Annotated in this window: 18 protein-coding genes and 1 pseudogene; 9 read left to right on the top strand and 10 right to left on the bottom strand. The window is 68.6% G+C overall.

Going from position 1 to position 25,562, the window contains the following annotated elements:
• The first annotated feature begins 2 nt into the window (after positions 1 to 2).
• Positions 3 to 1,190: an NADH:flavin oxidoreductase gene (locus AWC07_RS24635; RefSeq protein ID WP_036414423.1), complete on the top strand. Its 1,188-nt coding sequence runs from the start codon at positions 3 to 5 to the stop codon at positions 1,188 to 1,190.
• Positions 1,191 to 1,245: 55 nt separating this feature from the next.
• Here the strand turns inward: AWC07_RS24635 and AWC07_RS24630 are convergent, their stop codons facing one another.
• Together AWC07_RS24630 and AWC07_RS24625 are read right to left on the bottom strand one after the other, a co-directional pair.
• Positions 1,246 to 2,700 carry a TfuA-like protein gene (locus AWC07_RS24630; RefSeq protein WP_036414425.1) on the bottom strand — a complete coding sequence of 485 codons (1,455 nt, stop codon included), beginning with the start codon at positions 2,698 to 2,700 and terminating at the stop codon, positions 1,246 to 1,248.
• Positions 2,697 to 3,947 carry a YcaO-like family protein gene (locus AWC07_RS24625; RefSeq protein ID WP_085105271.1) on the bottom strand — a complete coding sequence of 417 codons (1,251 nt, stop codon included), beginning with the start codon at positions 3,945 to 3,947 and terminating at the stop codon, positions 2,697 to 2,699. The genes AWC07_RS24630 and AWC07_RS24625 overlap by 4 nt, the downstream gene beginning before the upstream one ends.
• Positions 3,948 to 4,468: 521 nt before the next feature.
• On the opposite strand from AWC07_RS24625, the gene AWC07_RS24620 reads away from it, so the two are divergent.
• Entirely contained in the window at positions 4,469 to 7,087 is a 2,619-nt protein-coding gene (locus AWC07_RS24620) for an ATP-binding cassette domain-containing protein (protein ID WP_036418190.1), read from the top strand.
• Positions 7,088 to 7,111: 24 nt separating this feature from the next.
• A complete protein-coding gene (locus AWC07_RS24615) occupies positions 7,112 to 9,598 on the top strand; it encodes an ATP-binding cassette domain-containing protein (protein ID WP_036418191.1) in 2,487 nt (828 codons plus the stop codon).
• A 23-nt stretch (positions 9,599 to 9,621) separates the two neighbouring features.
• On the opposite strand, the gene AWC07_RS24610 is transcribed toward AWC07_RS24615, so the two are convergent.
• The 6 genes from AWC07_RS24610 to AWC07_RS24585 all read right to left on the bottom strand — a co-directional run bounded on the left by AWC07_RS24610 (position 9,622) and on the right by AWC07_RS24585 (position 14,824).
• On the bottom strand, positions 9,622 to 10,182 hold the full coding sequence (locus AWC07_RS24610; RefSeq protein WP_036418192.1) for a pentapeptide repeat-containing protein: 561 nt from the start codon (positions 10,180 to 10,182) through the stop codon (positions 9,622 to 9,624).
• A 5-nt stretch (positions 10,183 to 10,187) separates the two neighbouring features.
• Positions 10,188 to 10,781, bottom strand: a complete 594-nt coding sequence (locus tag AWC07_RS24605; RefSeq protein WP_036418193.1) for a GTP-binding protein — start codon at positions 10,779 to 10,781, stop codon at positions 10,188 to 10,190.
• Complete coding sequence (locus AWC07_RS24600; RefSeq protein ID WP_036418194.1) at positions 10,762 to 11,145, bottom strand: DUF742 domain-containing protein; 384 nt, start codon at positions 11,143 to 11,145, stop codon at positions 10,762 to 10,764. The genes AWC07_RS24605 and AWC07_RS24600 overlap by 20 nt, the downstream gene beginning before the upstream one ends.
• A complete protein-coding gene (locus tag AWC07_RS24595) occupies positions 11,121 to 11,552 on the bottom strand; it encodes a serine protease inhibitor (protein WP_036418195.1) in 432 nt (143 codons plus the stop codon). Before AWC07_RS24595 ends, AWC07_RS24600 begins: the two co-directional genes overlap by 25 nt.
• Positions 11,549 to 14,281: a sensor histidine kinase gene (locus AWC07_RS24590; RefSeq protein ID WP_139829866.1), complete on the bottom strand. Its 2,733-nt coding sequence runs from the start codon at positions 14,279 to 14,281 to the stop codon at positions 11,549 to 11,551. Before AWC07_RS24590 ends, AWC07_RS24595 begins: the two co-directional genes overlap by 4 nt.
• 318 nt (positions 14,282 to 14,599) lie before the next feature.
• A complete protein-coding gene (locus tag AWC07_RS24585; RefSeq protein ID WP_036418196.1) occupies positions 14,600 to 14,824 on the bottom strand; it encodes a hypothetical protein in 225 nt (74 codons plus the stop codon).
• A 16-nt stretch (positions 14,825 to 14,840) separates the two neighbouring features.
• Between AWC07_RS24585 and AWC07_RS24580 the strand changes: the two genes are divergently transcribed.
• The 3 genes and pseudogenes from AWC07_RS24580 to AWC07_RS24570 all read left to right on the top strand — a co-directional run bounded on the left by AWC07_RS24580 (position 14,841) and on the right by AWC07_RS24570 (position 18,059).
• Positions 14,841 to 15,305 carry a tRNA (cytidine(34)-2'-O)-methyltransferase gene (locus AWC07_RS24580; RefSeq protein WP_036418197.1) on the top strand — a complete coding sequence of 155 codons (465 nt, stop codon included), beginning with the start codon at positions 14,841 to 14,843 and terminating at the stop codon, positions 15,303 to 15,305.
• A gap of 138 nt (positions 15,306 to 15,443) precedes the next feature.
• Positions 15,444 to 16,033: pseudogene (locus AWC07_RS29440) on the top strand (PE family protein); the annotation flags it as partial.
• 253 nt (positions 16,034 to 16,286) lie between these two features.
• Complete coding sequence (locus AWC07_RS24570) at positions 16,287 to 18,059, top strand: PE family protein (RefSeq protein ID WP_085105273.1); 1,773 nt, start codon at positions 16,287 to 16,289, stop codon at positions 18,057 to 18,059.
• Between the two features lie 12 nt (positions 18,060 to 18,071).
• On the opposite strand, the gene AWC07_RS24565 is transcribed toward AWC07_RS24570, so the two are convergent.
• Entirely contained in the window at positions 18,072 to 18,716 is a 645-nt protein-coding gene (locus tag AWC07_RS24565) for a nitroreductase family protein (protein ID WP_036412360.1), read from the bottom strand.
• A gap of 23 nt (positions 18,717 to 18,739) precedes the next feature.
• Between AWC07_RS24565 and AWC07_RS24560 the strand changes: the two genes are divergently transcribed.
• Positions 18,740 to 19,150: a TIGR03667 family PPOX class F420-dependent oxidoreductase gene (locus AWC07_RS24560; RefSeq protein ID WP_036412363.1), complete on the top strand. Its 411-nt coding sequence runs from the start codon at positions 18,740 to 18,742 to the stop codon at positions 19,148 to 19,150.
• An 80-nt stretch (positions 19,151 to 19,230) separates the two neighbouring features.
• Here AWC07_RS24560 and AWC07_RS24555 read toward each other — a convergent pair whose 3' ends face one another.
• On the bottom strand, positions 19,231 to 22,533 hold the full coding sequence (locus tag AWC07_RS24555) for an error-prone DNA polymerase (protein ID WP_036412365.1): 3,303 nt from the start codon (positions 22,531 to 22,533) through the stop codon (positions 19,231 to 19,233).
• Positions 22,534 to 22,706: 173 nt separating this feature from the next.
• Between AWC07_RS24555 and AWC07_RS24550 the strand changes: the two genes are divergently transcribed.
• Positions 22,707 to 24,056: a wax ester/triacylglycerol synthase domain-containing protein gene (locus AWC07_RS24550; RefSeq protein ID WP_036412361.1), complete on the top strand. Its 1,350-nt coding sequence runs from the start codon at positions 22,707 to 22,709 to the stop codon at positions 24,054 to 24,056.
• A gap of 41 nt (positions 24,057 to 24,097) precedes the next feature.
• Positions 24,098 to 25,261, top strand: a complete 1,164-nt coding sequence (gene otsB / locus AWC07_RS24545; RefSeq protein ID WP_036412367.1) for a trehalose-phosphatase — start codon at positions 24,098 to 24,100, stop codon at positions 25,259 to 25,261.
• Positions 25,262 to 25,562 lie beyond the last annotated feature (301 nt).

Raw genomic sequence — 25,562 nt, 5'->3', positions numbered from 1 at the left:
ACATGGCCGATGCCCCCGACGTGTTCAGCCCGGCCAAGCTGGGTCCGCTGACGCTGCGCAACCGCGTCATCAAGGCCGCGACGTTCGAGGCCCGCACGCCCGATGCGCTGGTGACCGACGATCTTATCGAGTACCACCGGCTGCCGGCGGCGGGCGGGGTCGGCATGACGACCGTCGCGTATTGCGCGGTCTCCACCGGCGGCCGCACCGGTGGCGACGGGTTGTGGATGCGCCCGGAGGCGGTGCCGGGGCTGCGCCGGCTCGCCGAGGCCGTGCACGCCGAGGGCGCGGCGGTCAGTGCCCAGATCGGCCACGCCGGCCCGGTGGCCGACTCCCGGTCCAACAAGGCGACCGCGCTGGCTCCGGTGCGGTTCTTCAATCCGCTCGCGATGCGGTTTGCCAAGAAGGCGACCCGCGACGACATCGCCGAGGTGACGGCCGCGCACGCCAACGCCGCCCGTCTTGCCGTCGAGGCCGGCTTCGACGCCGTCGAAATCCACTTGGGCCACAACTATCTGGCGAGTTCGTTTCTGTCGCCACTGATCAACCGGCGCGACGACGAGTTCGGCGGGTCCCTGGAGAACCGGGCAAAGGTCGCCCGCGGATTGGTGCTGGCCATCCGCCGCGCCGTCGGACAACAGATCGCGGTGACCGCCAAGCTCAACATGGCCGACGGCATCCGCGGCGGCATCACGGTGGAAGAGGCGCTGACCACGGCGAAGTGGCTGCAAGACGACGGCGGGCTGGACGCGCTGGAACTCACCGCCGGCAGTTCGCTGGTCAACCCCATGTACTTGTTCCGCGGCGACGCACCGGTCAAGGAATTCGCCGGCGCCTTCAAGCCGCCGCTGCGCTGGGGCATCCGGATGACCGGCCACAAGTTTTTCCGCGAATACCCCTACCGCGATGCCTATCTGTTGCGCGATGCCCGGCTGTTTCGCGCCGAGTTGTCGATGCCTCTGATTTTGCTGGGCGGAATCACCAACCGGGAGACCATGGACCTGGCGATGGCCGAGGGATTCGAGTTCGTTGCGATGGCCCGGGCGCTGCTGGCCGAACCCGACTTGGTCAATCGGATCGCCGCCGACGGGCAGCGGGCCCGTTCGGCGTGCACGCATTGCAACCGGTGCATGGCCACGATCTACAGCCGCACCCGCTGCGTCGTGACCGGTGCGCCAGACACCCGCTGACGATGCACGCCGCGAATGCGGCATGCAAGGAGGCGGTGCGCCCGCAATTCTGCGGCTACGGGTAGGCGGGACCCAAGGCGCCGACTTCGAGGGACGGCAGCCGGTCATCGGCGGCGGCGACAGCAAACAGGGCGGCGGCGGTGTAGAAGGCCTCCTCGCTCATCAGGCCGCGTCGGGCGAGTTCGATGCGGTCCACCTCGGTGCGCCATCGTCTGGCGAAGAGGTTCTTGAGTTGTCTTGGGTCGGGTCGGTGCAGATTCAAATGCGGCTTGCGACGGGCTAATTCGTCGCGCCTGGCCAGCGCATGGGCCGCCGCAATGCGCCAGCGCGGCAGGCGCTCGTCCGCGCGCAAAAGGTCGAGAAAGTGCTCGATTGCCGGAAGGGCCCGGGTGACGAACAACGTGCGGGTGATCAGTCGCGCAGAGACGGCAATCGGGTCATCGCAAAGGATTTCGCTCTCGTCGGCGGTCAACCACTGCGACCTGACCGGCTCGGGGAAGCCGGACTCGTCGGCAAGTCCGACGGCTACGGCGTAGTGATGGGCGACGGTCTCCAATGCGCGTTGCCGGGTGTCGGCAGCAACCTGCTCGATTGCGCGGGATGCATCGTGGCGAACGTCACCGTTGTGCCCGGGATGCGTCAGGCGCCAGTGCCAGGAGGCGACCTGTTCGAGGGCGGGCAGGTAGGTCCAGCGGTCGGTGGCGCAGATGCTCAGCAGGGACAGGACGTCGGTGTCGCGGACCTCGATGGTGGTGTCGGCTCCGCTGTCGGTGCTGATGACCACCGGAACGGGTGGTGCCCAGCGTTGTTGCCAACGTTGGGACCAGATGGTTGGCGGTGGGCCGGGACGGGTCGCCGTGCCACGGTGTCCGTCGGTGATGTTGCGCAGTGCCAGTAGCGCGTCGGCGTGTTTGACGTCGACCCGCAGTTCCTGAAATTGCTTTGCCAAGCAACGTCTTTCGGGCACGTCGAGAGCGGCGAGGAGGCGGTCCCAGCTGCGCTCGGTGAAAGGCATGCGGCGGGCCGCTTCGACGATGTCTGCGGCTAGTTGCGCCGATAGCAAACCGGTCTCGACGGCGCGTCGCAGCGTTTGGCGGATGTTGACCAGTGCGTCGACGAAGACGGGATAGCCGTCTTCAGGCTCGCCGTGGACCATGCCGACTTCGTCGTCGGCTTCCAAATGACCGTTGCGGTAGCTGTCGAATACCCAGCCGTAGCCTTCCATGCCGAAGGGATGAAGTTCGGCGGCGCGCAGCGCCCCCATGCTTGACGAGCCGACGACACGGACACCGGCCTCCAACAAAGTCAGGAGTTCTTTGTGCCGCACCGGGGGGTGCTGAAAGAACAACCCGTCGACAATCAACAGCGTGTCGCCGGGCTCCAGCCCGTAGCCCAGCGCGTCGCCGAACGAAATCGGAGGCACCACTTCGGCATTGGGCACGACCGCGCGAATATCGTCAACGCCGATGGTGGGCCCTGCCGTCACCACGATCCGGCCGGCAGCCGTCATGCCAACTCCTGCAAAGGAGTACGCATCGGAGAACCGTGTGAGGCCGTCAGGCCGGGCGCGATGACCTTCACCACCGGAACGCAGCTGCCGGCCAGATCGCACACGACCGCCAGCGGCTCGGTGCCCGACCGGACGGCCACCGCCGTTGCCGCCGAGGTCAACAGGTCACTCAGCGAACCGGTGTCGGGAACCTGCCACGATGTGGTTTCGGCGGTGGGCAAGTGCCGCATGGTTGGCCGCAACGGGCCGTAGGCGTGCACGCGGGCGAAGCGGTGGTACAACGCCGGTGACAGATCCTCGCGAGCTCCGCTGATCGCCGTCAGCCGCGATTGCGCGGCTTCGGTGATCGCCCGGGACAAGGCCACGTTGGGATCGTGGTGCAAACCGAAGCCGCTGAACGGCACCCCCAGCATGGGCGAACAGATCTCGGCAGTGAAGCAAGGGAAACCGTCCCACGTGTCGGTCCGCGCTATCTTCAGTTCGCTCCCGGCCCGGCAAATCATGTCGACCAATTCGGCACAGTCGGAGTCGGCGACATCGTCGACAGGCACCTCGAACAGTGTGCTTCCCGGCTCGCCGGCGGCCATGGCGTGGCGTTCCATGACCTCGTAGAGGGCATGCAAGCCGGCCTCCCAGTAGCTGTTGCCCGAGGCCAACCCCGTGGTGTCCATCGAGAACATCGGCGGGTCCCAGCGGTTGTCGACCGCCGCGTTCACCAGCACCGCCTCCCACGGCACCCAGGTTTGGCGGCCGGTCAACAGCGTCGTCGCGGCCATCCAGTCGAGCTTGGCGCCCGGATGGTAGATACTTCGGGCCGACCGGAGCAGCTGGGCGGGATCGTAGGTCAGTGCGGCCGCGATGTCCCTCGTGGTCATGGAAAACAGGTCGGGCGTGACGTTTTCGGCGTGCCAGGTTTCCAGCGATTCCATGACCGCAGAAACTTGGGCGGCGCGGTAGGTGGCGGCCTTGCCCTGACTGACCGACAGTGTCAGCGAGGCGGGGCGCACCGCCTGAACGGTGGGAATGCCGAGATCATCGAGCCAGGTGAGGTCGGCGACGCGGGTGATGCCCGCCGATTCCAGCATCGGTTGCACTGCCTGCCACGTCTGCTCGGGAGAGATGATGCGATAGGTCCCCCTCCGATGGGCGATGGAGGTGGGATCGTTATGGCCCAGCACCCGGGTTGGCCACCGCGACCAATCCGGGCCCGCGAACACGGCGGTGGCCGCGGCGCAAGATTCAGACATGGACTCAGTCCTCACGTTGCGGGGATTGCACAGATTTGCGGTAGCTGTCGGCGGCCGATGCAGCTCTACCTGACACGGGAAACGTTGGAGACCGCTGGTGGGGGTTCATTGCCTGACAAACCCCCGCCAGCGCCGTCTCCACGGACTGCATGCCTCTTCAGTCGATAGTCTCCGCGTTGAACCAGTAGCAAACGTAGTGGAGCCGGTACGTTGCTTCGTCTTCGATGAACAGAAGTTCGTGGGCCATGTGATCACCTCCTTCCGTGGGGACGAGCGGTTACCCGCCGCGCTTCGTGGCCGTTACTTATCATATGCAATTGTAACGGCGGGCAATAGTAGCGGACGGCTATCGAATGCCTGCGCTCCGGCTGCGCTCCGTTCCTTGGCGGCGCTCGGTGGCACGGCGGTGTGGTTACTCTGGCAAGAAGGCAGCCGACTGGCCACCGGAGCACGCGCAACTCGCCGCGCGGCTGTTGCGCCGCGGAACAGCATTAACCTTGGCCTTAGATACAGTTGGATCGATGCCCCACCCTGCTCCGCCGCCAGCGCTGACCGTTCGCTACGACGGGTCAGCACGCACGTTCGCCGCCGGCCATGACGTGGTAATCGGCCGTGACTTGCGCGCCGACATGCGTATCACGCATCCGTTGATCTCCCGGGCACATCTGCTGCTGCGGTTTGATCAGGGCCGGTGGCTGGCGATCGACAACAATTCGCTGAACGGGACCTTCTGCAATGGCCGGCGGGTGCCGATGGTCGACATCCACGACGGCCAGAGCGTCAACATCGGAAATCCCGACGGGCCGTTGCTCACCTTTGAGGTCGGCCGGCACCTGGGGATGGCCGGCCGGCCGCCGCAAACCGAGTCGATGCGACTGGGCGCCCAGTCGTCGCCGTGGCCGCCGCCGGCTCAGGCTGCTGGCCACCCGGGGCCGTCCCTGCCCGGGCGCCAGTCGAATTGGACCGCGCCGCCGTCGGCGCGACCGCATCCCGGCCCGCCGCCGGCGAAATCGGCGCAACCGATGTACCCCAGCAGCTTGGCGTCCCGGCAGTCCGGGTTTGCCCCGGGGCCGCCGCGGCAGCCGTCGAACTATGCGCCGGCCGCGCCGCGCCCGGCGCCACCCACGCCGATGCAGCCCGGCGCCGCCAAGCCGCCGGAGGTGGCGAACCTGGCGACCAAGATGATCCATGCGCTGTTGCCGCGGACCGGATCCAACGAAATGCCTGCCGGCTCGGTCACTATCGGCCGTGCCACCGACAACGACGTCGTCATTCAGGACGTTCTGGCGTCGCGTCACCACGCATTCCTGACCATGACACCGCTGGGCACCGAAATCCGCGACGCCCACAGCGTCAACGGGACATTCGTCAACGGGGTCAGGGTCGGGTCCGCGATCTTGAGCGACGGCGACATCGTCACCATCGGCAACGTCGACCTGGTATTCACCGGGGGCACGCTGATGCGCCGCACGGAAGCGGCCACCCGCACCGGCGGCCTGGAGGTCAAGTCGGTCTGCTTCTCCATCGACGGCAAACAACTGCTCGACCAGATCTCGCTGACCGCGCGGCCCGGCACCCTGACGGCCATCATCGGCGGCTCCGGCGCCGGCAAGACCACGCTGTCGCGGCTGATCGCCGGGTACACCAGCCCCAGCTCGGGAACGGTGACCTTCGAGGGCCACAACATCCACACCGAGTACGCGTCCATGCGCAGCCGGATCGGGATGGTCCCCCAAGACGACGTGGTGCACCGGCAGCTGACCGTCAACCAGGCCCTCGGTTACGCCGCCGAACTGCGGCTGCCGCCCGACACCAGCAAAGCCGACCGCGACCAAGTGGTCGCCCAGGTCCTGGAGGAACTCGAGCTGACCAAACACGCCGACACGCGGGTGGACAAACTGTCCGGCGGACAGCGCAAGCGAGCCTCGGTGGCGCTGGAGCTGCTCACCGGGCCGTCGCTGCTGATTCTGGACGAGCCGACGACGGGTCTGGACCCGGCGTTGGACCGGCAGGTGATGATGATGCTGCGGCAACTCGCCGACGCCGGCCGCGTCGTGCTGGTGGTCACCCACTCCGTGTCCTACCTGGACGTTTGCGATCAGCTGCTGTTGGTGGCACCGGGCGGCAAGACGGCGTTCCTGGGCCCGCCCGACCAGATCGGCCACGCCATGGGAACCACCAACTGGGCCGACATTTTCGCCAAAGTCGGCGCCGACCCCGACGAGGCCAACCGCCGCTTCCTGGCCGCCAAGCAGGCCCAGCCGGCGTTTCCGTCGCAGGCCAGTCCCGCCGCCGACCTGGGCGAACCGGTGCACACCGACGTGCTTCGCCAGTTCTCCACCGTCGCCCGCCGCCAGGTGCGCTTGGTTGTTTCCGACCGCGGCTACACGGTGTTCCTGGCGTTGCTGCCGTTCCTTATCGGGGTGCTGAGCCTCACCGTTCGCGGCAAAACAGGATTCGGCATGTCGGATCCGATGGGCAACAATCCCGCCCAGCCGGACCAGATTCTGGTGATGCTCAACGTCGGCGCGGTGTTCATGGGCACCGCGTTGACGATCCGTGACCTCATCGGCGAGCGTGCCATCTTCCGTCGCGAGCAGGCGGTCGGCTTATCGACCGCGGCCTATCTGGCCGCCAAGATCGTGGTGTTCTGCGCGTTTGCGATCGGGCAGGGGGCGATTGCCACCACGATCGCGGTGGTCGGCTGGGGCAAGCCGCTTTCCGACGCGGTGCTGCTGGGAGACGTCAGATTCGAGCTGTTCGTCACCGTGGCCGCGACCTGTGTGGCTTCGGCGCTGCTGGGCATGGCATTGTCGGCGCTGGCTCAATCACAGGACCAGGTCATGCCGATGCTGGTGTTCTCCATCATGTCCCAGCTGGTGTTCTCCGGCGGCATGATCTGGGTGACCGACCGGATCCTGCTCGACCAGTTGTCTTGGGCCACGCCCGCCCGCTGGGGCTATGCGGCGTCGGCGTCGACGATCGACACCCACCGGCTGGTGCCAGGCCCGACCGATCCGAAAGACCAACACTGGGACCACAAGGCGAGCGCGTGGCTGTTCGACATGGCCATGCTCGCGGTGGTGTCCATTGCCTATACCACCATCGTGTGGTGGAAGATTCGGCTCCGGCGGCGCTGAATCGGGCGCAACTAGGGTGAAACAATGACCCGAGCTCAGCGGCCCGTGCTGACAGTTCGGTCGGACCGGTCGCAGCGCAGCTTCGCACCGGGCGCTGACGCGATCGTGGGCAGTGACCTGCGTGCCGACCTGCGCGTCGCGCACCCGCTGGTTGCCCAGGCGCACGTGGTGGTGCGCTTCGAGCAGGGCAACTGGATCGCCATCGACAATTCGCGGACCGGGATGTTCGTCGACGGACGCCGGGTGCCGCTGGTGGACATCCGAGACGGCCTGATCGTCCACCTCGGCAGGCCCGACGGGCCACGCATCAGCTTCGAGGTCGGGCATCACCGGGGCATCATCGGGCTGCTACCGCAGACCGGCTCCCCGCCGCCCGGGGGTGCGCCCGGCGGCACCGAGCAGCAGCGCCGGCCGCCCGCACAGCCCCCGGGAGCCGCGCCGCCGGCACCCGGGCGACCCGACTACCCCGGCTATCCCGGCTACCCCGGCTACCCGGAGGCCCGGCGCACCACCGTCATACCGGTGTCCCCGCCGCCCCCGGAGCCGGCCCACGACACCACGACGCGCAACTTGGGCGCCGGCTCCGGTCCCGCGCCGCCCGGCGCGGGCATCACCTGGATCGGCCGGGCGCTCGACAACGACATCGTCATCGCCGACGTGCTGGCATCACGCCACCACGCATTCTTGACCCCGACGCCGGTGGGCACCGAGATCAACGACGCGCACAGCATCAACGGGACGTTCGTCAACGGGATCCGGGTCGGCTCGGCGATCCTTCGCGAAGGCGACGTGGTCACCATCGGCAACGTCGACCTGGCGTTCACCGGGGGCACCCTGGTCCCTCGCACCGAAGCCGCGGCCTCCACCGGCGGCCTGGAGGTCAACGCGGTCGGCTACCGCTTCAACGGCAACGCGCTGCTCGACAACGTGTCGCTGACCGCGCGGCCCGGCACGCTGACCGCCGTCATCGGCGGCTCCGGCGCCGGCAAGACCACGCTGTCGCGGCTGATCGCCGGCTACGCCAGCCCCACCTCGGGCACGGTGACCTTCGAAGGCCACAACATCCACACCGAATACGCATCGTTGCGCAGCCGGATCGGGATGGTCCCCCAAGACGACGTGGTGCACCGGCAACTGACCATCAACCAGGCGCTCGGCTATGCCGCCGAGCTCCGGCTGCCACCCGACACCAGCAAGCAGGATCGCGCGCAGGTGGTCGCCGGCGTGCTCGAGGAGCTGCGGCTCACCGAGCACGCCGACACCCGCGTTGACAAGCTGTCCGGCGGCCAGCGCAAACGCGCCTCGGTGGCCCTGGAACTGCTCACCGGCCCGTCGCTGCTGATCCTGGACGAGCCGACCTCGGGCCTGGACCCGGCGCTAGACCTGCAGGTGATGACGATGCTGCGGCAACTCGCCGACGCCGGCCGGGTGGTGTTGGTGGTCACCCACTCGCTGACCTACCTCGATGTCTGTGATCAGGTGCTGCTGATGGCGCCCGGGGGTAAGACCGCGTTCCTGGGTCCGCCCGACCAGATCGGCCAGGCGATGGGCACCACCAACTGGGCCCAGATTTTCGCGAAGGTCGGCGCCGATCCCGACGAGGCCAACCGGCGCTTTCTGGCCCGCAACCAGCCCCCCGCACCGGCACAGCCCGAGACGCCCACGGACCTTGGCGCACCGGCGCACACCAGCGTGCGCCGCCAGTTCTCCACGATCGCGCGCCGACAGGTTCGGCTGGTCGTAGCCGACTGGGCCTACTTCACCTTCCTGGCGGCGTTGCCGTTCGTCCTGGGTGCGCTGTCGCTGACGGTCCCGGGCGACACCGGGTTCGGCATGGCCCAGCCGACCAGCCAGACTCCCGACGAGGCCGCACAAATTCTGACACTGCTGTCCATCGCCGCGGTCTTCATGGGTACCGCACTGACCATCCGCGATCTCATCGGCGAGCGCGCCATCTTCCGTCGCGAGCAGGCCGTGGGGTTGTCGACGAGGGCCTACCTGGGCGCCAAGGTCACGGTGTTCTCCATGTTCGCCATCACTCAAGCGGCGATCACGACCGGGGTCGTGCTCCTGGGCAAGGGCGTACCGACCCAGCAGGCGGTGCTGCTCGGCAACCCCAGCTTCGAGCTGTTCACCACGGTCGCTGCCACCTGTGTGGCCTGCGCGATTCTGGGCTTGCTGCTGTCGTCGCTCGCCCGGTCCAGTGAGCAGATCATGCCGTTGCTGGTGGTATCGCTGATGCTGCAGCTGGTACTCGCCGGCGGCCTGGTCCCGGTGACCAACCGGATCTTCCTGGACCAGTTGTCGTGGGCGGTCCCCGCGCGGTGGGGTTATGCGGCGTCGGCGGCAACGGTCAACCTGCGCGAGCTGGTGCCCGGCTCGTACAGTCCCGAGGACAGCCACTGGACGCACTCGCGCCCGGCGTGGCTGTTCGACATGGCGATGCTCGCGACGCTGTCGGCGGCCTATGCCGGCCTGGTGTGGTGGCGCATCCGGCTCAGACGCCATTGACCGGGCGGGCCCGGAGCATGGCCTTACGCTTCGGCGCCGCCGTCCAGCCGCAGCCCGTGTGCCAGCGCAAACGCGAGGGCCTGCGGAACGTCAATGCGGGCACCTGTCAGCGACGCCGTCGTCCACAATGACGGGTCCACGGTGGCCCCGCGCAGGTCGGCGGCGTCCAACCGGGCGCCGGTGGTGCGCGCGCCGCTCAGGTCGGCGCCGCGCAGCACGGCCTTGCGCAGATCGGCCTCCACCAGGCTGGCCTCGCGCAGCCGGCAGCCGCTCAAGTCGACCCCGCGCAGGTCATTGCCGGCGAGCACCGCCAGCGTGAAGTCGACCTCGTCGAACGTCAGCGGCCGCATCCGGCACTGCGCAAACACCGAGCCAAGCATGCTGCATTGTGCAAATGCGCTGTGCCACAAGATAGTTCGTTCAAATGTGCAATTGCGAAACGCCGATCCCCGATGTTCGGATTCGCTGAGGTTGACGCCGCTGAAGTCGCATCCACTGAACACCACGCGTTCGGTGCACAACCGGCTGAGGTCTTCGTCGCGGAAATCCCGGCCGTCGAATTCGCGGTCCACCCAATGCCGCAACGCGGTCAGCTGCCCGTCAGGCTGGCCAGGGCGTATTCGCTGACCGCGATCAGCGCATCGGTGGCCGACCTGCGGCTGCGGGCGTCGATGCTGATCACCGGGATGTGCACGGGCAGCGTCAGCGCCCTGCGCACCTCGGCGGCCGGATACCGTGGCGCGCCGTCGAATTCGTTGACCGCGACCAGGAACGGCAGGTTGCGGTGCTCGAAGAAGTCGACCGCGGCGAAGCTGTCCTCCAGGCGGCGGCAGTCGACCAGGACGATCGCGCCGATGGCGCCGCGCACCAGGTCGTCCCACATGAACCAGAACCGGCGCTGGCCCGGGGTGCCGAACAGGTAGAGCACCAGATCCTCGCCGAGAGTGATGCGGCCGAAGTCCATCGCCACCGTAGTGGTCCGCTTGTCGGGGGTGGCCTCGATCATGTCGACGCCGGCCGAGGCATCGGTGACCATCGCTTCGGTGCGCAACGGCATGATCTCCGACACCGCGCCGACGAACGTGGTCTTGCCGGCGCCGAATCCGCCCGCGATCACGATCTTCGTGGAGGCATGGGCCGCGGTACCCCGCCCCGGGTGCACCTCAGAGTGCTTGGAGGCCACGCAGCGTCCTTCCTATGAGTTCGCGGCGCTCATCGCTGGTCGAGCGGTCGGTCATGGTCCGATGCACCCGAAGGTAGTCGGAGCTGACCAGATCACCCACCAGGACGCGCGCGACGCCGACCGGCAAATCCAGCCGGGCAGCGATTTCGGCCACCGACGGGTTCGACGGGCCGTCGAGGCACAACCCGATGATCTTGCCTCTCGTGTCGTGCGGCGGCCACCGGTGAGCCGAGCCCGCCGGCAACGCTTGCACCGCAGCTTCCAGTGGCAGGTCGATGTCGGTGCCGGTGCGTCCGGCCGTCAGGGTGTACGGGCGGACCAGGTTCGCCCCCGGCCGGGCTAGCGGCGGCTCGCGTCTGTCCATTGCGGCTCGGGTTGGGCACGGCGGGAGGACTGCACGACGCTGCCGACCCGTTCGACCAGGATGGCCATCTCGTAGCCGATCTGCCCGATGTCGCATCCGGTGACCGCCAACGTCGCCAGGTGCGAGCCGTCGCCGACCCGCATGAGCAGCAAAAAGCCGTTCTGCATCTCGACCACCGACTGCAACACCTGACCACCCTCGAATAGCTGGGCGGCACCGGTGGCCAGGCTGGCCAGGCCCGAAGCCACGGCCGCCAGCTGGTCGGCGCGCTCCCGGGGAAGATACTCGCTGGCGGCCAGCGGCAGACCGTCGACGGACACCAGCAGGGCATGCGCGACGCCGGGCACCTCGCGGGCGAACTTCGACACCAGCCAGTCCAGCGGGCTGTCCAACGAACGGGCGTTCATTGCTGATCGGCTTCCTGACTGGTCGTGCGGGCGTGCGCCCGGCCGGTGTGCACGCCACCGAAGTGGCTGCCGATGGAGGCACGAACCGCATCGGGGTCGCGCACCGCGGCCGCAGCCTGCGGTTGCCGGTCGGGATGCGGTCCGCCGCCGGGCTCCGGTTCGGCGGCCCCGGGGACCAGCCGGGCGCCGGGGGTGCGCACCGGCAGGCCGTGGTCGGTGCGCGATTCCACCGGCTGGTCCTGGGCCTGGGCGGCGGCCGACCAGCCGCGGTCCCACACCGACCGCCAATCCAGATCCGGGCTTGCGGCCAGTTCGCGCGGGTCACCCAGCATTTCCGACAGCATCCGTTGGTAGATGACGTCGTCATCGCCGGGACCGGCTGGAACCGGCGGATCGGCGGGCCGGGCACCGGCGGCAGCCGAGCGTTGTGCGAAAAAAGCCGAGGTATCCGACGCGGTGGCCTGCTTCGTGGGCGGCGGCTGAGCCGGAGTCTGTCCGGCATCCTGGCGGGCTTCGTGTCCGGCTTCGTGGCGGGCTTCGTGGCGGGCTTCGTGGCGGGCTTCGTGCTGGGTCTCCCACCAGGGCGTTTTCAGTTCGCGCCGGGCCGGTGGCTGGCGCCCGGCGGGCTGGGCGGGAATGTCGGTGATGCCGCTGGAGCCCGGGTTGCGGCGCGGCAGCAAGGTCACCGGCGGCACCGGCTTGTCGGCACCGTTTTGGTACGACGCCGCCGAGGCGGCCGGATCCGGCGCCGGTTCGGGGGCGGGCGGCTTGATCACGAACGTCCGCGGCGTGGGCGCGGGCGCACCGACCTGGCCCGCCGGCGATACGCCGGCCAGCACAGCAACGGGCAGGTAGACCTCGGCGGTAGTGCCATTACCGGCTTCACCGGTCGACGGGCCGCGCAACCCCACCCGGATGCCATGGCGGGCCGCCAGCCGGCCGACCACGAAAAGACCCATGTGGCGCGCATTGTCGGGGGTCACCTCGCCGCCGGACTGCAGCCGCATGTTGGCGATGCGCCGATCGGAGTCGGTCATGCCCAAGCCGCAGTCGGCGATGCGCAGCAGCACCCCGCCGGCGCTGCCGCGCACCGCCGACACCCGAACGGTCGTGGTGGGCGGCGAATAGCTCAGCGCGTTGTCGATCAGCTCGGCGAGCAGGTGGATGACGCCGCCGGCGGCCGCCCCGATCACCATGCAGTCGGCCACGCCGCCGACGGAGACGCGGCGATAATCCTCGACTTCCGAGACGGCGGCGCTGACCACCGTCGGCAACGAAACCGGCTCACGTCGCTCCCGGGAAATCTCCGCGCCCGCCAGTACCAGCAGGTTGGCGCTGTTACGACGCAGCCGCGCGGCCAGGTGATCCAGCCGGAACAGGCTGTCGAGCCGGTCAGGATCCTGCTCGTTGCGCTCGAGCCGGTCGATCAGCGACAGCTGCTGGTCGACCAGGGAACGGCTGCGCCGCGACATCGTTTCGAACATGTCGTTGACCAGCAGCCGCAGCCGCGCCTCATCGCCGGCTAGCAGCAGGGCCTGGGTGTGCAGCTCGTCGACCGCATGGGCGACCTGGCCGATTTCCTCGGTGGTGTAGACCGCCAGCGGCTCCGGCTCCGGCTCGCCCCCGGCTCGCACCCGGGCGATTTCGCCCTCGAGGTCGGTGTGGGCGACTTTCAGCGCGCCGTCGCGCAGCACCCGCAGCGGCCGGATCAGCGCTCGCGCTACGAGCAGCACGATGACCAGTGCGATCGCGATGGCGGCCAGCACCACCACGGCGTCGCGGATGGCGGCGTCACGCCGCGCGGTGGCCTGGGCCTGGACCGAGTTCGTCACCGACGCGGTGGCGTCCTTGATGACCTGTTCGGCGATCCCGTCGGTGACCTTGATCGAACGCAGCAGTTCGGCGTTGCCGACGAGCTCGCTGGCCGGATCGGACATAATCGCCATCCGGGTGAGCAGCTGCTGCTGCAGATTCTTGGCGTCCGGCGAGCCGACGCCGAGCACTTCGCTCATCCCGAACAGCGTCGACGGTTCGGTACCCGCCAGGGTGATCATCGAGGTGCGCAATTGCGGCTCGGGAAGGTCGGCGCCGCGGGTCACCAGGATCTCCTGCATCGTCATCTGCCCGCGGGCTCCGACAGCGCGGCTCAGACCCTGAACCTGGGCCCGGATCTGCTCACTGTCGACCCGCACCGACGCGTTGATCGCATCCTCGGCCGTCAACAGCAACGACGCATAGGTGGTAATCCGGTCCCGCAGGCCGATGCTGTTCTCCAGCACCTTGTCCAGCAACGCCTGGCCGCCGTTCAGCAGGGTGTTCACCCCGGACCGGACGTCGGGGATCACGTCGGTGTCGGCCAGGCGGGTCTGCAGCTCGTACTTTCGGGCCGTGAAGTTCTTCTTGGCTCCCTCGACGTCGCGTCCGGTGGAACTCGCCAGCAACGCCACGTCCAGTGCCGACATGTACTTGGTGATCGCCGGTATTACGTTGGCGCGAGCGGCGGCCAGTCGCAGATTGCCGGAATTGGCCATCGCGGCGTCGACCCGCAACACCCCGAACACCGTCGCCAGCAGCAGCGGTACCACGGCGATCGCAACGACTTTCCAGCCCACCGGCCAGTTGCTCAGCGACCAGGCCGCGGGGCGGGGCCTCGCGGGCCGCGGTTGGGCGCCGGGCACCCCGGATGGAACCGCCGCGACCGGGGTGGTCGGGCGGGCGAACATGGTCACGTTATTGCGGCCGGGCAACCGGCCGCACCCCTGATTCGTCGCGCTCGCAGAGACCAGAGACTCATCAAAACTTCCTGCCTTGTTCCGCCCGCCCCGGCAGCTGAGAGCCAACGCAAACGCCTGGCAATCCGACGAGTATGACAGGCTCCCCTGTGAACAAAGCCGAGGCCTCCACAATTGTTACTGAGCAGATAACGTCCGCCGCAACACACCGGGCGCCGGCAGCAGTCCGAAATGCGAAGACTGCGTGGTCGGCGGCGATCCGGCATACGAAGCAGTTTTCCGCCTTGCTCACCAATTATGTTGTGCTGCAATGGATTAGCGTATGCCATGGGCACCACGCGCAGCGATGAGCACGTCGGCGGCGGCGTTTGTCGGCTTGGTCGGCGGATGGGATGGTCCTGCAGTCGGGGCTGCACGGGTGCCGATTGGGAACTGGGCAACAAGATCGTCGAACTGCCCGGCGTTGATCAGCCCATAGGCACGACGAATCTGCCAGGCCCACTGGAGAATGACACTGGAGAATGAGAAGTAGGTGACCATCTGCCACCATCGTCGAGTGTTCCGGCTCCTCTTTTATTCCCCACGTATTGCGCCCAATACCGGAAACGCCATCCGCACCGCCGCCGCAACCGGTTGCGAACTGCATCTGGTGGAACCACTGGGTTTCGACCTGTCCGAGCCCAAGCTCCGGCGGGCCGGTCTGGACTACCACGACCTGGCGTCGGTCACCGTCCATGCGTCGCTGACGGCAGCGTGGGACGCGCTGTTGCCGGCGCGGGTGTTCGCGTTCACCACCCAGGCCACGACACCGTTTTCCGACGTCCGCTACGGCGCGGGGGACGTGCTGATGTTCGGCCCGGAACCCACCGGGCTGGACGCGGCGACCCTGGCCGACGCGCCCATCACCAAGCGGGTGCGCATTCCCATGCTGGCGGGCCGACGTTCGCTGAACCTGTCCAACGCCGCGGCGGTGGCCGTGTATGAGGCCTGGCGCCAGCATGACTATTCCGGAGCAATCTAGGGACCCGGTTGCCTGTGAGCCAGATGCCCGTCTCCTGTGAATCGGCTGGGGTTGCCGGGCAAACGCCGGATCGGGCCTGTCAGGCCGCAATACGTTGAAGGATCGCGGATCTCGCAGTGATAGCCCGAAGGGACAGCGATGTCTTACGTGGTAGCGATCCCCGAAGCGGTGAACGCGGCGGCGGCGAAAGTGGCCGGCTTCGGCGCGGCCCTCAGTAAGGCGAATTCGTCGGCGGCGCTCGCCACCACCGGGTTGCTGGCCGCCGGTAGCGACGAGGTGTCGGCGGCCATAGCGTCGTTGTTTTCCGCCCACGGCCAGGGCTACCAACAGGTCGCCGCGCAGATGACGGCGTTTCACGACCGCTTCGTGCAGGCATTGACCGCCGGTGGGGGCGCTTATGCCCACGCCGAGGCGGCCAACGCCTCCCCATGCAGACCCTGGAGCAAGACGTGCTCGGCGCGATCAACGCCCCGACCCAGGCCTTGTTGGGGCGTCCGTTGATCGGCGACGGCGCGGCTGGCACCGCGACCCACCCCAACGGAGCAGACGGCGGACTGCTGTTCGGCAACGGCGGCATCGGCGGGGCCGGCGGCGGTGGTGGCGCCCACGGCACTGCCGGCAATGGCGGCGCGGGCGCTCTCGGTTCCGACGTCTCCGGCCACAATGGCAAAACCGGCCTCGGCGGCGACGCCTTCAACGGCAGTCCCGGCAACAACGGCAACCCGGGCTAGTTACCAGCTGTTCCAGTGCGTCAGGCTCTCGGCGGGTAGCCGCTTTGCCGGTCACCCCGGTTCCTACGGCCTCGGCGGACCCACCTTCAACGGCGGCAACGGCAATAACGACAACCCGGGCTGAGCTGTCACCGCCGCAGCGAGCGGGTTGGTGTCGGTGAATTTGCCGCAAACCCGAGATCCGTTGGTCCGCATTGCGATACCGTCCGAGGGCTGGGATCCTCAAGGTCATGTGATCGGGGGCGTTGTGATGTCGTTTGTGGTGGCGGTCCCCGAGGCGGTAGTGGCGGCGGCGTCGGATGCGGCGAACATCGGTTCTGCGCTTAGTGCTGCGAACGCGACGGCGGCCGCCAGCACGACGGGGCTGCTGGCCGCCGCGGGCGATGAGGTCTCGGCGGCCGTGGCGTCGCTGTTCTCCGCGCACGCCTTGAGCTATCAGCAGGTCGCCGGGCAGGCGGCGGCGTTTCACGATCAGTTTGCCCAGGCCTTGACCGGCGCCGGCGGCTCGTATGCCCTCACCGAAGCCGCCAACGTCCAGCAGAATCTGCTCAACGCGGTCAACGCGCCCGCCCGGGCGCTGTTCGGGCGACCGTTGATCGGCGACGGTGCGGCCGGCACCGCGACCAACCCCAACGGGCAAGATGGCGGCCTGCTGTATGGCAACGGGGGCGCCGGGTACAACAGCAGCGCCACCCCCGGAATGGAGGGCGGCAACGGCGGCAACACCGGGCTGATCGGCAACGGCGGCGCCGGTGGAGCCGGCGGCGCCGGCGCCGCCGGTGGCGCCGGCGGTAACGGCGGCTGGCTATACGGCAGCGGCGGCAACGGCGGCATCGGCGGGAATGCGGTCATCGCCGGCGGCGCGGGCGGCAACGGCGGCGCCGGCGGCGCCGCCGGGATGTGGGGCACCGGAGGCAGCGGCGGCCACGGCGGCAACGGCCTGGCCGGCAACGATGGCGTCAACCCCACCCCCGTCACAAACCCCGCGCTCAACGGCGCCGCCGGCGACAGCAATATCGAACAAAACACCCTCTGGAGCGGCAAGCGAGGCGGTGACGGCACGCCCGGGGGTGCCGGCGTCAACGGCGGCAACGGCGGCGCGGGCGGAGACGCCAATGCCAACGTCCAAAATTCCTCGGGTGGCTTCGCGGGCAGCGGCGGAAACGGTGCCACCGGTGGCGATGGCGGCGCCAACGGTGGCGCGGGCGGTGCCGGCGGGCAGGCCGCGTCCTCCGGCTACAGCTCGGGCGGTGACGGCGGCGCCGGCGGCGCTGGCGGTACCGGCACGAACGGCCAGGCCGGCGGTGCTGGCGGCACCGGCGGTGCCGGTGGTCGCGGCGGCTGGCTGGTCGGCAGCGGCGGCAACGGCGGCAACGGCGGCAACGGCGCCACCGGCGGCGACGGCGCCATTGGCGGTATGGGTGGCGCCGGCGGCAGCCCCGCCAACCAGGGTGGTAACAGCGCCCTGGGCACCCAGGCGTACGGGGGCGACGGCGGCACCGGCGGCAGCGGCGGTACCGGCGGAACCGGCGGGCACGGCGGCGCCGCGGGATCCGGCGGTGATGGCGGCGCCGGCGGCTGGCTGATCGGCAACGGCGGCAACGGCGGCAACGGTGGCACTGGAGGCTTGGGCGGTGCCGGCGGCGACGGTGGCATCGGCGGGGACGGCGCCGTCGGCGGCAACGCCAAGAGCACTTCCTTCACCCCCTTCGACGCCCACGGCGGTAACGGTGGCTCTGGTGGTGACGCTGGCCATGGCGGAACCGGCGGCGACGGCGGTGACGGGGGGCATGCCGGCACCGGCGGACGTGGCGGGTTGCTGGCCGGCCAGCAGGGCAACTCCGGCAACGGCAGCGGCGGCGGCACCGGCGGCCACGGCGGCATCCATGGCACCCCCGGCAGCGGAAAAGCAGGCGGCATCGGCACCGGTAACGCTGCCAGCACAAACGGCGCCCCCGGCGCCACCGGCCTCGGCGGCGATGCCTTCAACGGCGCTCACGGCAGCGACGGCAACCCAGGCTGATCCGCGGCTGGACTACCAGCCGTTCCAGTGCGTCAGGCGTTCAGCGGGCAGCCGCTTGGCCGGCCGGAAGTCGGTGCCCTCGGTGTAGGCGATCGGGAACAGCCCGCCCTGGCTGTACTGGTCGTAGGGAATGCCGAGCACGTCGGCCACTTGCTGCTCACCGTTGCCCAGCAGGTGCAACGTCGTCCAGCAGGAACCAAGGCCGCGGGAACGCAGCGCCAGGCAGAAGCTCCAGACCGCCGGGAACAGCGAGGCCCAGAACGACACGCCGCCCAGCGGCGTCTGGTCTTCCCGGCCCTGGATGCACGGGATCATCAGCACCGGCGCCTCGTGCATGTGCTCGGCGAGATAGGTCGCGGAATCTCTGACCTTACCCATCCGCTCACCGCGGGTGTCGCCCTCGGGGTACTCGGGCGCGGGTGCGCTGAGGTATGCCCGGGCATTGGTCAGGTAGACGTCGGCGATCGCTTTCTTGGTGGCGTCGTCCTCGACGAACACCCACTGCCAGCCCTGGGAATTGGAACCGGTGGGCGCCTGCAGCGCCAGATCGAGGCATTCCATCAGCACCTCGCGCGGCACCGGCTTGTCGAAGTCGAGACGTTTACGAACCGAGCGGGTGGTGGTCAGGACTTCGTCGACGGTCAGATTCGGGGTCATGTGTGGAGGCTACCGTTGTGCCCATGAGCGTCGAACTGACACAAGCGGTTTCCAGCAGGCTCACGTCGGACCACTATGGGTGGCTGACCACGGTCACGAAGGCGGGACAGCCGGTTCCGCGGCTAGTGTGGTTCTACTTCGACGGCACTGAGCTAACGGTGTACACCATGCCAGGGGCAGCCAAAGTCGCCCACATCAAAGCGCATCCCGAGGTCAGCCTGAACTTGGACTCGGACGGCAATGGCGGAGGGATCATCGTCGTCGGCGGGACCGCCGCCGTGGTGGCCACCGATGTCGACTGCCGCGACGATGAGCCGTACTGGGCCAAGTATCGCGAGGACGCCGCGCAATTCGGTTTGACCGAGGCCATGGCCGAATACAGCACCCGGCTGAAGATCACTCCGACCCGGGTGTGGACAACGCCGACTGGCTAGCGAGCGGGCGCGCCGAAAGTGAACTGCACGACGCAATGTCGGCGGGTCGCGTCGTCGATTTCACAGTCGGCGCCACGGCTCTAGCGGAAGTCGCGGGACCTGGAGCCGACCGCCAGGCTGATGCGGCCCAGCCGCTCGGCCACGACGGTGATTGCGCCGCTGGCGTTTTGGACCTGGCCGCGGATCAGCAGCGCCGGCGCCGTGTTCGCCAGTCTGCGGTGCCGTGCCCACACCCCCGGTGTGCAGAGCACGTTGACCATCCCGGTCTCGTCTTCGAGGTTGATGAAGGTCACCCCATGGGCCGTCCCGGGCCGCTGCCGATGGGTCACCGCACCGGCGATCAGCACCCGGTCGCCGTCGGGCACCGATCCCAGCGCGTCGGCGGGGAGCACCCCCATCGCGTCCAGGTCGGCGCGCAGGAACTGCGTGGGATAGCTGTCCGGGGAGATGCCGGTGGCCCACACGTCGGCGGCGGCCAGCTCCAGCTCGCTCATTCCCGGCAGCGTCGGGATGTGCGACCCATCAGCACCGTGGGCACCCACCCCGGGCAGCCGGTCCGGCCGCTGAGTGGCGGCGGCCCCGGCCGCCCACAGCGCCTCTCGCCGCGACATCCCGAAGCAGCCCAGCGCCCCGGCCGTCGCCAGCGCTTCGGCCTGCGGCACGGAAAGCTGCACCCGGGATGTCAGGTCCAGCAGCGAGGCGAACGGGCCGTTGGCTTTTCGCTCCTCGACCAGCTTCTCGGCGAGGTCGTCACCGATACGGCGGACGGCGCCCAGCCCGAGGCGGACCTCCATACCCGCGTTTTCCAGAGTCGCATGCGCCAGGCCGGCGTTGACGTCGGGACCGTGCACCACCACACCGTGCCGGCGCGCGTCGGCCACCAGCGACTGGGGTGAATAGAAACCCATCGGCTGGGCGCGCAGCAGCGCCGCGCAGAACGCCGCCGGGTGGTGCAGCTTGAACCACGACGAGTAGAACACCAGCGACGCGAAGCTCAGCGCGTGGCTTTCCGGGAAGCCGAAATTGGCGAACGCCTCCAGCTTTTCGTAGATCCGGTCGATCACCTCGTCGGGGGTGCCGTGCAGCGCACGCATGCCGTCGTAGAACCGCCCGCGCAGCCGCCGCATGCGTTCGGTGGAGCGCTTGGATCCCATGGCACGGCGCAGCTGGTCGGCCTCGGCGGCGGTGAAGCCGGCGCAGTCGACCGCAAGCTGCATCAACTGCTCTTGAAAAAGCGGTACTCCCAGCGTCTTCCGCAATGCCGGCGCCATCGACGGATGTTCGTAGACGACCGGGTCGATGCCGTTGCGCCGCCGGATGTAGGGGTGCACCGACCCGCCCTGGATGGGTCCGGGACGGATCAGCGCGACCTCGACCACCAGGTCGTAGAACACCCGCGGCCGCAGTCTGGGCAAGGTGGCCATCTGCGCACGCGACTCCACCTGGAACACCCCGACGGAATCGGCGCGGGCCAGCATTTCGTACACCGCCGGTTCGGAGAGGTCGAGCTTGGCCAGGTCCACCTCGAGGCCCTTATGTTCGGCCACCAGGTCGATGGCGTAGTGCAGTGCCGAGAGCATGCCCAGCCCGAGCAGGTCGAACTTCACCAAACCGATTGCCGCACAGTCGTCTTTGTCCCATTGCAGGACGCTGCGGTTTTCCATGCGCGCCCACTCCACCGGGCACACGTCGGCGATCGGGCGATCGCAGATCACCATGCCGCCGGAGTGAATGCCCATATGTCGCGGGAGATTCCGGATCTGGATGGCCAGGTCGATCACCTGCTCCGGAATGCCCTCTAGATCCGCCGCAGACCCGTTCCAGTGGCCGATCTGCTTGCTCCATGCATCCTGCTGCCCCTGCGAGAAGCCCAGCGCGCGGGCCATGTCGCGCACCGCACTGCGTCCCCGGTAGGTGATGACATTGGCGACCTGGGCGGCGTAGTCGCGGCCGTATTTGTCGTAGACGTACTGGATCACCTTTTCCCGCTGATCCGACTCGATGTCGATGTCGATGTCGGGTGGGCCGTCGCGGGCCGGCGATAAGAAGCGCTCGAACAACAACTCGTTGGCCACCGGGTCGACGGCCGTGACGCCGAGGGCATAACAGACCGCGGAGTTGGCCGCCGACCCCCTGCCCTGGCACAGGATGTTGTTCCTTCGGCAAAACTGGGTGATGTCGTGCACCACTAGGAAATAGCCCGGAAACCTCAGCTGGGCAATGACTTTCAGCTCATGCTCGATTTGGGCGTAAGCCCGTGGCGCACCGTCGGGCGGTCCGTAGCGGTGGTCGGCGCCCACCATGACCAACTGCCGCAGCCAGCTGTCCTCGGTGTGCCCGTCGGGTACGTCGAACGGCGGCAGCTGCGGCGCGATGAGCGCCAACTCGAACGCGCACTGCTCGCCCAGCTCGGCGGCGGCGGTCACCGCCTCGCGGCGCCAAGCGAACAGCCGGGCCATCTCCTCGCCGGACCGCAGATGCGAGCCACCCAGCGGCGCCAGCCACCCGGCGGCGGAATCCAGGGACTGCCGGGCGCGGATCGCACCCATCGCCATGGCCAGCCGGCTGCGTGACGGGTAGGCGAAGTGCGCTCCGGTGGTGGCGACGACGCCGACGCCGAAGCGTGGCGCCAGCCCGGCCAGCGTCGCGTTGCGTTCGTCGTCGAGCGGGTGGCCATGGTGGGTCAACTCGATGCTGACCCGGTACGCACCGAACCGATCCACCAGATCGGTCAGCGCCCGCTGCGCCACGTCCGGGCCGCCTTGGCAAAGCGCCTGGCGCACATGGCCTTTCCGGCATCCCGTCAAAATGTGCCAGTGCCCGCCGGCGGCCTCGGTCAACGCGTCGAAGTCGTAGCGCGGCTTGCCCTTCTCGCCGCCGGCCAGATGGGCTGCGGCCAGTTGCCGGGACAGCCGCCGGTAACCCTCGGGACCGCAGGCCAGGACCAGCAGATGCGGGCCGGGCGGGTCCGGCTGCTCGGTGCGGGCCTCCGATCCCAGCGACAGCTCGGCGCCGAACACGGTACGCATATCGAGTTCGGCAGCCGCTTCGGCGAAGCGCACCGCCCCGTACATGCCGTTGTGGTCGGTGAGCGCCAGTGCGCGCAGATCCAGCCGGGCGGCCTCTTCGACCAGCTCCTCCGGCGTGCTGGCCCCGTCGAGGAAGCTGTACGCCGAATGCGCATGCAGCTCTGCATACGCCACGGACGAACGGACCCGAGCATTCTCTGGCGGCTGGTATGCCCCGCGCTGGCGCGACCAGGGGCCCTCCAAGCCGGCATCGTCGGCCGGCTCGGCCGCAACCGGCGCCCCGGCATGGCGTGACCTGCCGTCCAGCACCCGCTCCATTTCCGCCCAGCTCGGCGGCCCGTTGCCCCAGCCCATACCGTGCAGTGTATCGAACATTTGTTCGATTGTCGAGCCATCCGGTCGGCTCGATCGCCGCTGTTAAACCCTTTGTTAACTTCAAAACGCGTTCTTAACCTGGCAGGCCTATCGCCCCTGGGCGCTCGCGACGGATACTGGATGGATTCACAAAAGGCGGTGGGGAACCCGGCATGGCACAACTGACCACATTGGACACCGGTTTGCTCAAGGCCGGGGATTCGCAATGGCACACGAGCCTGGCGACCGGTGCGGTGGCGGTCGTCAACGGCGTCGTGCCTGACTTTGATCTACTCAAAGGCGTTCTGGCCCAGCGGCTTCGATCAATGCCCAGATACGCACAGGTGCGACGGGCCGAGTGGGTCGACCATCCGCAATTCGATCCGGCCCAGCACATGCAACGGATGGCGCTGCCCAGCCCGGGCGACGACACTGAACTGTTCCGGGCCATCGCTCACGCCTTGACCCGCCCCCTCGAGGTGGACCGCCCGCTGTGGGAATGCTGGATCATCGAAGGCCTCAACGACAATCGCTGGGCGATCCTACTCAAAATCCATCCGTGCATGGCGGACGGCATTTCGGCTGCACAACTGCTCGCCGGCCTCTGCGACGATGCCGACAACCACACCTTCGCCAATCGCGGTGCCGTCACACCGCTTCCGGCACCGCACACCGGCACCCGCAGCCGCACCGATGCGCTGTGGCGAACTGCCGCCGCCGTCACCACAACCGTGTTCCAGGCGGCCGCCCGCGCTGTGACCTGGCCGGTGGCGCGCGCGTCGTTGACCGGACCGCTGATCACCATGCGGCGTTATCACACGGTGCGCGTTCCGCTCGCCGACGTCGACAGGGTGTGCCGTAAGTTCGGGGTCACCGCCGACGACGTTGCGCTCACGGCCATCAGCGAGGGCGTTCGGACCCTGCTACTGAACCGCGGCAACCAACCGCGTCCGGCCTCACTGCGGGTTCTCGACAAGACCGGCCGCCACATCGCAACCCAGCTGCCGCATCTGCCCGTCGAGCAGGAAGACCTGATCAAGCGACTGCGCACCGTACACGCCCAATGGCACCCGGGCCGCCAGAGCGGCCGCCACAACCCCGCAGGGCTTTCGTACTACCCACCATTTGCACTGTGCGCGAAGGCGATTCAAGCGTTGACCCGGCTCGCACCGCGCAGCGTGATGACCCTGGCGACCGACATGACCGGGCCGCGCCACCGGCTACGACTGATGAGTCAAACGTTGGACCGGCTGCTGCCGATCCCACCGACCGCCCAGGAGTTGAGCACCGGGGTCGCGGTGCTGAGCTACGGCGACGAGCTGGTATTCGGCATCACCGCCGACTACGACGCCGAGCCCGACATGGCGCGACTTGCCGCCGGCATCGAGCTGGGGATGGCGCGTCTGGTGGCACTCAGCCAAGACTCCGTTCTGCTGTTCTCCAGGGACCGCCGCAAGCGTGTGACCGGCGCCCGGACCGGCGGCGCGCGCGGCCGCATGTCCGCGTCCCCGGTGCGCCGCTGAGCCCGATCCATCGGCATTGACCACCGTGAGAAGGTGGGATGATGTCGGTCACCATCGACCCGCGCCGCCACGATGCGGTGCTGCTCGACTCTTCTTTCGACTCGTCAGCTGACTCCGCCGAGCCGCTGATCGGTCAGCTACGCGAAGCCCGCGTCAGTACCGGGGATTTCTCGTCCAGCGGTGATTGCCGAGATGCCCTGAACGACGCGGCCGATCGGCTGGCGGTGCGGCCGGGCAGGTGCGTCGTCATCGCCGTCGAGCCGGCCGGCGCCACGGCCGCGCGCGAGAGCGGGTTCGCACTGGTGATCGGGGTCGACCGAAACGGACACGGTGACGCGCTGCGTCGCTGCGGCGCCGACGCCGTCGTCACCGGCCTCGGGGACGTGCTGGTGCGCACCGGCGACCGCCGCATGTCCGAACTTCCGGACGCACTGGACGCACCTGGCCTCACCGCCCACCGGCCCGCGGTGTTCTTCGACTTCGACGGCACCCTGTCCGACATCGTCAACGATCCCGACGCGGCCCGGCCCGTCGCCGGTGCGGCCGAGGCGCTCATCCAGCTGGCCGCGCAGTGTCCCGTCGCGGTGCTCAGCGGCCGCGACCTCGCCGATGTGACAGCGCGGCTGGGCGTCCCCGGGATCTGGTATGCCGGCAGCCATGGTTTCGAGCTGACCGCACCCGACGGAACACACCACCAGAACGAGGCAGCCGCGGCGGCCATACCGGTGCTGGAGCAGGCCGCCGCCCAGCTGCGCGAGCGCCTGGGGTCGATTCCCGGTGTTGTGGTGGAGCACAAGAGGTTTGGCGTAGCCGTGCATTACCGCAACGCGGCACGGGACCGCGTCGGCGACGTCGCCGCGGCGGTGCGCACCGCGGGCCAACGCGACGCGCTTCGGGTGACGACCGGCCGCGAGGTGATCGAGTTGCGCCCGGATATCGACTGGGACAAGGGGAAAACACTGCGCTGGGTGATCGACCACCTGCGTTCGGGCAATGCTCCCCTGGTGCCGATCTACCTGGGTGACGACATCACCGACGAGGACGCGTTCGACGCCGTCCGACCGGACGGCGTGCCGATTCTGGTGCGCCACACCGAAGATGGCGACCGCGCCACGGCGGCGCTGTTCGCCCTGGACAGTCCGGCGCGGGTCGCCGAGTTCACCGCGTGGTTGGCCCGTCAGCTTACTGACGCTCGCGTGGATTAGCCGGCGGCGCGTGGGTTCGCATCAATCAACTGGGAACAAAGTCGAACGTAGAACGTGTCTCCTGATTCGGCGGTGGTCTTCCTCGGTTTCCTCGGTCAACAGGAGGGTCAACGACACCTGGCCACCTGGTGCATAACAGCACGGGGCCATCGCGGCCATCCCAGCGCCTAGCGGCTGCGCCGTCACACGCTCGTCGCATCAATAAATCGCGGCCCGCGCCAATCTGTCGACCGCCACCGTGATGGGACCGGTTTGAGCAGGGTTTAGCCACGGTCATGGGACCACCCGTTTGCCAGTGATG

This window comes from Mycobacterium gastri (assembly GCF_002102175.1).
GTDB lineage: Bacteria > Actinomycetota > Actinomycetes > Mycobacteriales > Mycobacteriaceae > Mycobacterium > Mycobacterium gastri.
Note: the sequence above shows the minus strand (reverse complement) of the source record. Positions and strands in the feature narration are given on the sequence as shown.

Excerpts from the sequence above, each read along its gene's own strand:
- AWC07_RS24635 (WP_036414423.1), top strand. The coding sequence starts at position 3 with ATGGCCGATGCCCCCGACGTGTTCAGCCCGGCCAAGCTGGGTCCGCTG.
- AWC07_RS24630 (WP_036414425.1), bottom strand. The coding sequence starts at position 2,700 with ATGACGGCTGCCGGCCGGATCGTGGTGACGGCAGGGCCCACCATCGGC.
- AWC07_RS24625 (WP_085105271.1), bottom strand. The coding sequence starts at position 3,947 with ATGTCTGAATCTTGCGCCGCGGCCACCGCCGTGTTCGCGGGCCCGGAT.
- AWC07_RS24620 (WP_036418190.1), top strand. The coding sequence starts at position 4,469 with ATGCCCCACCCTGCTCCGCCGCCAGCGCTGACCGTTCGCTACGACGGG.
- AWC07_RS24615 (WP_036418191.1), top strand. The coding sequence starts at position 7,112 with ATGACCCGAGCTCAGCGGCCCGTGCTGACAGTTCGGTCGGACCGGTCG.
- AWC07_RS24600 (WP_036418194.1), bottom strand. The coding sequence starts at position 11,145 with ATGGACAGACGCGAGCCGCCGCTAGCCCGGCCGGGGGCGAACCTGGTC.
- AWC07_RS24595 (WP_036418195.1), bottom strand. The coding sequence starts at position 11,552 with ATGAACGCCCGTTCGTTGGACAGCCCGCTGGACTGGCTGGTGTCGAAG.
- AWC07_RS24585 (WP_036418196.1), bottom strand. The coding sequence starts at position 14,824 with ATGGTCACCTACTTCTCATTCTCCAGTGTCATTCTCCAGTGGGCCTGG.
- AWC07_RS24570 (WP_085105273.1), top strand. The coding sequence starts at position 16,287 with ATGTCGTTTGTGGTGGCGGTCCCCGAGGCGGTAGTGGCGGCGGCGTCG.
- AWC07_RS24565 (WP_036412360.1), bottom strand. The coding sequence starts at position 18,716 with ATGACCCCGAATCTGACCGTCGACGAAGTCCTGACCACCACCCGCTCG.
- AWC07_RS24560 (WP_036412363.1), top strand. The coding sequence starts at position 18,740 with ATGAGCGTCGAACTGACACAAGCGGTTTCCAGCAGGCTCACGTCGGAC.
- AWC07_RS24555 (WP_036412365.1), bottom strand. The coding sequence starts at position 22,533 with ATGGGCTGGGGCAACGGGCCGCCGAGCTGGGCGGAAATGGAGCGGGTG.
- AWC07_RS24550 (WP_036412361.1), top strand. The coding sequence starts at position 22,707 with ATGGCACAACTGACCACATTGGACACCGGTTTGCTCAAGGCCGGGGAT.
- otsB (WP_036412367.1), top strand. The coding sequence starts at position 24,098 with ATGTCGGTCACCATCGACCCGCGCCGCCACGATGCGGTGCTGCTCGAC.